This window comes from Nonomuraea sp. NPDC050310 (genome assembly GCF_040655795.1).
Classification (GTDB): Bacteria; Actinomycetota; Actinomycetes; order Streptosporangiales; family Streptosporangiaceae; genus Nonomuraea.
Map to the genome: position 1 here is coordinate 165,490 of NZ_JBFAKP010000020.1, position 6,172 is coordinate 171,661.

Annotated in this window: 8 protein-coding genes; 6 read left to right on the plus strand and 2 right to left on the minus strand. The window is 73.0% G+C overall.

Annotation, left to right across the window (positions count from 1 at the left end):
• Positions 1-8 precede the first annotated feature (8 nt).
• A complete protein-coding gene (locus AB0I67_RS33950; protein ID WP_357932135.1) occupies positions 9-329 on the plus strand; it encodes a co-chaperone GroES in 321 nt (106 codons plus the stop codon).
• On the opposite strand, the gene AB0I67_RS33955 is transcribed toward AB0I67_RS33950, so the two are convergent.
• Positions 320-754, minus strand: coding sequence for a TIGR02611 family protein (locus tag AB0I67_RS33955; protein ID WP_357932138.1), 435 nt, complete (start codon positions 752-754; stop codon positions 320-322). The genes AB0I67_RS33950 and AB0I67_RS33955 overlap by 10 nt on opposite strands.
• Before the next feature lie 115 nt (positions 755-869).
• Between AB0I67_RS33955 and AB0I67_RS33960 the strand changes: the two genes are divergently transcribed.
• Genes AB0I67_RS33960 through AB0I67_RS33970 form a run of 3 tightly spaced genes read left to right on the plus strand, consistent with a single transcriptional unit; the run spans position 870 to position 3,421 of the window.
• The gene (locus AB0I67_RS33960; protein WP_357932141.1) at positions 870-1,775 is read left to right on the plus strand and encodes an aryldialkylphosphatase; all 906 of its coding nucleotides are present in this window, start codon (positions 870-872) and stop codon (positions 1,773-1,775) included.
• A gap of 45 nt (positions 1,776-1,820) precedes the next feature.
• On the plus strand, positions 1,821-2,753 hold the full coding sequence (locus AB0I67_RS33965) for a histidine kinase (protein ID WP_357932144.1): 933 nt from the start codon (positions 1,821-1,823) through the stop codon (positions 2,751-2,753).
• Positions 2,750-3,421, plus strand: coding sequence for a response regulator transcription factor (locus tag AB0I67_RS33970; protein WP_357932147.1), 672 nt, complete (start codon positions 2,750-2,752; stop codon positions 3,419-3,421). Before AB0I67_RS33965 ends, AB0I67_RS33970 begins: the two co-directional genes overlap by 4 nt.
• 7 nt (positions 3,422-3,428) lie before the next feature.
• Here AB0I67_RS33970 and secY read toward each other — a convergent pair whose 3' ends face one another.
• The gene (gene secY, locus AB0I67_RS33975) at positions 3,429-4,703 is read right to left on the minus strand and encodes a preprotein translocase subunit SecY (protein WP_357932149.1); all 1,275 of its coding nucleotides are present in this window, start codon (positions 4,701-4,703) and stop codon (positions 3,429-3,431) included.
• Positions 4,704-4,782: 79 nt separating this feature from the next.
• On the opposite strand from secY, the gene AB0I67_RS33980 reads away from it, so the two are divergent.
• Positions 4,783-5,400 carry an ATP-binding protein gene (locus tag AB0I67_RS33980; RefSeq protein ID WP_357932152.1) on the plus strand — a complete coding sequence of 206 codons (618 nt, stop codon included), beginning with the start codon at positions 4,783-4,785 and terminating at the stop codon, positions 5,398-5,400.
• Positions 5,315-6,031, plus strand: coding sequence for a formylglycine-generating enzyme family protein (locus tag AB0I67_RS33985; RefSeq protein WP_357932154.1), 717 nt, complete (start codon positions 5,315-5,317; stop codon positions 6,029-6,031). The genes AB0I67_RS33980 and AB0I67_RS33985 overlap by 86 nt, the downstream gene beginning before the upstream one ends.
• Positions 6,032-6,172: the final 141 nt, after the last annotated feature.

Sequence of the window (6,172 nt, forward strand, 5' to 3'; positions counted from 1 at the left end):
TACGTGGTGTGCCAGACCCGAAATTCGAGATCCAGATGCTGCACGACCGGGTGATGATCCGGCTGGAGCAGGAGGCCGAGGAGCGCCGGAGCGGAGCGGGCATCGTCATCCCCGCCACCGTCAAGACGCCCAACCGCCTGGCCTGGGGCGAGGTCTGCGGCGTCGGCGCCAACGTCCGCACCGTCAAGGTGGGCGACAAGGTGCTGCTCAACGCGGAGGACCAGTTGGAGGTCGAGCTGCACGCCACGACCTACCTCGTGCTGCGCGAGCGCGACCTGCACGCCGTGGCCACCCAGGAGACCGACCACGGCACGGGGCTCTACCTCTGAAGCAGGTCGTGACCGACCTGGACGAGGTCGATGCCGATGCTCTTCATGCCCAGGTAGATGATCGCGGCCATGGTGGCCAGGGTCACCAGCAGCACGATGATGCGGACCGTCCAGCCCTGCCGCTTGTACCACTCCGTCCAGGCGTGCAGCACCCGCTTGCCGAACTCCAGCAGCCGGTGCGCCCAGTGGAACTCGGTGGCCAGCACCGCCAGTCCCGCGAAGACGACCAGCCAGCCGGGGCCGGGGAAGGGCACCATGATCAGCCCGCCCACCACCATCACGGCGCCGATGGTGCCGATGACGATCTTGAGGGTCAGGGCGCCGGTGCGGGTCGAGCGGACCCGCTCCAGCCACGTGTGTATGGGTGAACGCCGCGCAGCCTCGTCTTTGAGCTGGTCGGCGTCTCCGGTCTCCTTAACGGCCACGACTCCAGGATACGAGCCACGACTTGCAACCCGGTTGATGCACACTCGTCCCGACTAACCGTTTCCTCGGTAAAGCTTTCCGCTCAGGTAGTAAGTTTTCACGATTTTTCGGTTAATGTCTGGCATGCCCGAGGTCATGCTCCGCGCCGTCACCGGCCCGATCCGCGTCTCCACCCTGCACGGGACCGTGCTCCCCCACGAGCGCCTGCGCACCGATCTGCGCTGGGCCGTGGGCATCGACTCCGACCCGCACCGCTGGCTGGACGAGGAGCAGGCGGTCACCGCCGAGCTGCGCGACCTGCGCCAGTCCGACCAGCTCGGCCTGGTCGTCGAGCTGAGCTGCATCGGCACGGGCCGCGACGCCGCCTCCCTGGTCCGCATCTCCTCCGGCAGCCGCGTGCCGGTCATCGCGGCCACCGGCCTGTTCGCCGAGCCGTTCGTCCAGGCCGGCGACGCCGACGTCGAGGAGCTCACCTCGCGGCTGATGTTCGAGATCACCTCCGGGCTGGACGGCACCGGCGTCTTCCCCGGCGTCATCGGCGCCGTCGGCTGCTGGGGCGCGACCCCGACCGCGGTCGAGGAGCGGTGCCTGGTCGCCGCCGCCCGCGCCTCGCTCTCCTCCCACCTGCCCATCGCCACCCACGGCCAGGACGGGCTGGGCCTGCTGGAGATCCTCATCGGCGAGGGCGTGCCCGGCTCGCGGATCAGCGTCTCCTACACCGGTGACGACGTCGCCGTCGCGCGCAAGCTGGCCGAGGCCGGGGCGTACGTGGCCCTGACCTCCATCGGCGGCGCCGACCCGCTGCCGCTGGCGCTCGGCCTGCTCGCCGACGGGCTGGGCGACCGCATCCTGCTCAGCTCCGGCGTCAGCCGGGTCGCGCAGATCCAGCGTTACGCCGGGCCGGGGTACGCGCACCTGTACCACCTGCTGCTGCCGCGCCTGCGCGAGGCGGGCGTGGCCGAGGAGCAGATCACCGCGATCACCCGCGACAACCCGCTGCGCTGGCTGTCCGGCTCCTGACCCGGGCCGCGGCCGCCCGCCCGGGTGGCTAGGATCGGGGACACCATGGGGGGATTGCGCGAGGCCCGTCCGGGCCGCCTGCGGAGGTCGCTGGCGGCCGTCTCCCGCGTGGGCGACCTGCCCGCGGTCGCCATGCTCGCCTGGGCGGGCTGGCTCGCCGTCCCGTGGCCCTTCGCCGCCGCGGCGGCCCGCACCGCCACCGAGAGCCTCCAGCCGCCGGCCCCGCCCGCCGCGACCGTCACCAGCGCCGCCCGCACCGACCTGCCCTCCGGCCCTCCGGTGGAGTCCGCCGGCTTCGCGGTGGGGTCTCCTGGTTCTTCCGGGGAGCCCGCCGGCTTCGCGGTGGGGTCTCCTGGTTTTTGCGGGGAGGCCGCCGGATCCGCGGTGTCTTCCGCCGATCCGCTGGCGGCCGAGCGGGCCCGGCTGGCCGCGCAGGTGCACGACGTGGCCGGGCACGGGTTCGCCGCCATCTCCCTCCAGGCCGGGATCGCCCTGCGCCTGCTGGAGCAGGACCCCGCCCAGGCCAGAGCCTCCCTGGAGGCCATCAGGGCGACCAGCGCCGAGGCCCTCACCCGGCTGCGCGGCGCCCTGGACGAGCTCGACCGCGCCCCCGTGGAGCCCGGCGACCTGCCCCGGCTCCTCGACGGCGTGCGCGCGGCCGGGCTGGAGGTGGCCGTCGAGCAGTCCGCCCCCGCCATCCCCGCCCACCTGCGCGAGCCGGTCTTCGGCGTGGTGCGCGAGTCCCTGACCAACGTCCTGCGGCACGCCGGCTCCGAAACCGCGCTGGTACGGCTCGCCGCCGACCCGTGCGAGTTCGTCGTCGAGGTGGCCGACCGGGGCCGCGGCTGGGACGGCGGCGGCGAAGGCCGCGGCTTGGCCGGGATGCGGGCCCAGGTGACCGCCGCCGGCGGCGACTTCAGCGCCGGCCCACGCGACGGCGGCGGCTTCCGGGTCCTCGCCCGGTTCCCGGCCACGTGAACGCCCCCGACCCCGCCGGCATCACCGTCGCGGTCGCCGACGACCAGGCCGTGGTCCGGATGGGCCTGCGGGCGCTGATCGACAGCGAGCCCGGCCTGAGCTTCGCCGGCGAGGCCCCCGACGGCCGGGCGGCGCTGGCGCTGCTCGCCCGCGTCCGGCCCGACGTGCTGCTGCTCGACATCCAGATGCCCGGCCTCGACGGCCTGGAGACCCTCCGGGCCATCGCCGCCGATCCCGCCTTGCGCGCGACCCGGGTGGTGATGGTCACCACCTTCGCCCTCGACCAGTACGTCTTCGCCGCCCTGCAGGCCGGGGCGAGCGGCTTCGTGCTCAAGGACAGCCCGCCCGAGGAACTGGTCAACGCGATCCGCGTCGTCGCCGCCGGCGAGGCGCTGCTCTCCCCGGCGATCACCCGCAAGGTCATCGCCCGCTTCGGCGGCCGGGGCGAGGCCGCGCCGGTCGAGGGGATCGAGACGCTGACGCCGCGCGAGCGGGAGCTGGTGGCGTGGGTGGCCGGCGGCCTGTCGAACGAGGAGATCGCCAGGGAGCTGGTGATCAGCCCCGACACGGTCCGCACGCACGTGAGCCGGGCCATGGTCAAGCTCCGCGCCCGCGACCGGGCCCAGCTCGTCGTCTTCGCCATCCGCGCCGGCCTCGCCCAGCCGTAGCCCGGGGTCAGAGCGCGCCGTTGCGCAGCAGGCCCTCGTAGTCGCGCTGCTGCACCTGCGCCTCGACCTGCTTGACCGTCTCCAGCCCCACGCCCACCATGATCAGCACCGTCGCGCCGCCGAACGGGAAGTTCTGCTGGGTCGCCGGATCGCGCAGCACCGCGAAGGCGATCAGCGGGATCAGCGACAACGCCGCCAGGTAGGCCGCCCCCGGCGCCGTCAGCCGCGACAGCACGAAGCCCAGGTAGGCCGCGGTCGGCCGGCCAGGACGCAGGCCGGGCACGAAGCCGCCCTGCCGCCGGATCGCGTCGGCCACCTCGACCGGGTTGAAGGTCAGCGAGACGTAGAAGTAGGCGAAGGACACGATCAGCGCGGTGTACACCAGCATGTAGACCGGGTGGTCGCCGCGCATGAGGTAGACCGCCACCCAGTCGCCGAGCACGGGCTGGAGCAGCACCGGCAGGTAGAGCAACGACGAGGTGAAGATCACCGGGACGATGCCCGCCTGGTTGACCTTGAGCGGGATGTAGGTGCTGCTCCCGCCGTAGACGCGCCGCCCGACCATGCGCCGCGCGTACTGCACCGGCACCCGCCGCTGCGCCTGCTCGACGAAGACCACCGCGGCGACGAGGAAGACGCCGCTGGCCAGCATGACCGCCAGCGCGAACGGGCTCATCACGAAGATGCTCGACAGGTAGGACGGGAAGACCGCGACCACCTGGGTGAAGATCAGCAGGGACATGCCGTTGCCGATGCCCCGGTCGGTGATCAGCTCGCCGAGCCACATGACCACGCAGGCCCCGGCGACCATGGTGAGCACCAGCACCACCAGCGCGAACGGGCTGGTCGTGTGCAGCAGCGGGGTCGCGCAGTTGCCGATGAGCTGCCCGGTGGCCGCCATGGTGACGACCGTGGCGGCGTTCAGCACGGCCAGCCCGACGGTCAGGTAGCGGGTGTACTGCGTGAGCTTGCGGGTCTCGCCCGCCTTGCGCAACGCGTCGAGTCGCGGGATCAGGGTGCCGAGGAGCTGCATCAGGATGCTGGCGGTGATGTACGGCATGACCCCGAGCGCGAACACCGACAACCGGAGCATCGCGCCGCCGCTGAAGAGCTGGAGCATGTCGTAGACGCCGCCCTTGGCTCCGGCGGCGCACTGCCGTACCGCGACCACGTCCACCCCGGGGGCGGGCAGGACCTGCCCGAACCGGAACAACACGATCACCCCGAGGGTGAAGAGGATCTTCTTCCGCAGATCGGGCAGGCGCAGGGCGGTCAGCAGCATGCCGCGAGTCTGGCCGCGGCACGCGCGCGGGTCGTCCGCTCAGGCGCGGCACCGCCGTACGCGAAATAGCGTAGGCCGCATGGTTCCAGCATGGGTGATCAGCGGCCCGCCCGGCGCGGGCAAGTCCACCGTCGCCGCCGAGCTGCTCACGCGGCTCGACCCCGTGCCCGCGCTGCTCGACAAGGACGTCGTCTACGGCGGCTTCGTGGCGGCGGTGCTGGAGGCGTACGGCAGGCCGTTCGGCGAGCGCGAGGGGCCGTGGTACGACGAGCACGTCAAGCGGCACGAGTACGGCGGGCTGACCCGGCTGGCGCGCGAGATCCGCTCGCGGGGCTGCCCGGTGATGCTGGACGGCCCGTTCACCTCGCAGATTCACGACGCCGAGCTGTGGCGCGAGTGGGTGGAGCAGCTCGGCGGCCCGCCCGTGCACCTGGTGTGGATCCGCTCGGACGCGGCGACCCTGCGCGAGCGGCTGCGCAGCCGCGGCCGGGCCGAGGACGCCGCCAAGCTGGCCGATTTCGACGCCTGGACCAGGGCGATCCGGGTCGACGAGCCGCCGGTGGTCCCGCACCTGGAGGTGGACCGGCGGCTGGGGGCTAAGCTCGCAGCCGATGACGAGCACCGAGCCGAGCCCTGGGACGAACCATGGGACCAGCCCTGGAACCAGCCCTGGGGCGAGCCCTGGGACGAGCGCTGAGCTGATCGCCCTGCCGCCCGGCCGGGTGACGCTGTCCGACCGCCGCACCAGCCGGAGCTGGACCGTCGAGGTCGCCGCCTTCCACCTCGGCGCGACGCCCGTCACCCAGGAGCGGTACGCCGAGGTCACCGGCCTGCGCCCGAGCGCCGCCACGGGCGATCGGCTGCCGGTCGAGAGCGTCTCCTGGCTGGACGCGGTCCGCTTCTGCAACGCGCTGTCGGCGGCCGAGGGCCGCACCCCCGTCTACCGGGTCGAGGGCCACAGCGCCGAGCGGCTGCCCGGCGACGGCTACCGGCTGCCCACCGAGGCCGAGTGGGAGTACGCCTGCCGCGCCGGCACCACCGCGGCGCGCTACGGCGCGCTCGACGAGATCGCCTGGCACCGCGGCAACTCCGGCGGCCGGGTGCACGAGGTCGCCGGGAAGCGGCCCAACGCCTGGGGGCTGTCCGACACCCTGGGCAACGTCTGGGAGTGGTGCTGGGACGTCTACGACGCCGAGGTCTACGGCGGCTACCGGGTGCTGCGCGGCGGCGGCTGGTTCGACGAGCACTGGAGCTGCCGCGCCTCGGTGCGGCGGCGCAGCCACCCCACCCTGGTCATCGACGACGTCGGCTTCCGCGTCGCCCGCTGAGGCCGCTGAGGCCGCAGCCGGTCAGTCGAACAGGTCCGGCTCCGAGCGGACGATCTGGTCGTACAGCGGCTGGAAGTTGATCCAGCCGACCAGGTCGTTGCCGATCTGACCGTGGGTGAGCTTGGCCTGGTCGTGGTCGAT

Coding starts and splice junctions, on each gene's coding strand:
- AB0I67_RS33960 (WP_357932141.1), top strand. CDS start 870: ATGTCTGGCATGCCCGAGGTCATGCTCCGCGCCGTCACCGGCCCGATC.
- AB0I67_RS33965 (WP_357932144.1), top strand. CDS start 1,821: ATGGGGGGATTGCGCGAGGCCCGTCCGGGCCGCCTGCGGAGGTCGCTG.
- secY (WP_357932149.1), bottom strand. CDS start 4,703: ATGCTGCTGACCGCCCTGCGCCTGCCCGATCTGCGGAAGAAGATCCTC.
- AB0I67_RS33980 (WP_357932152.1), top strand. CDS start 4,783: ATGGTTCCAGCATGGGTGATCAGCGGCCCGCCCGGCGCGGGCAAGTCC.
- AB0I67_RS33985 (WP_357932154.1), top strand. CDS start 5,315: ATGACGAGCACCGAGCCGAGCCCTGGGACGAACCATGGGACCAGCCCT.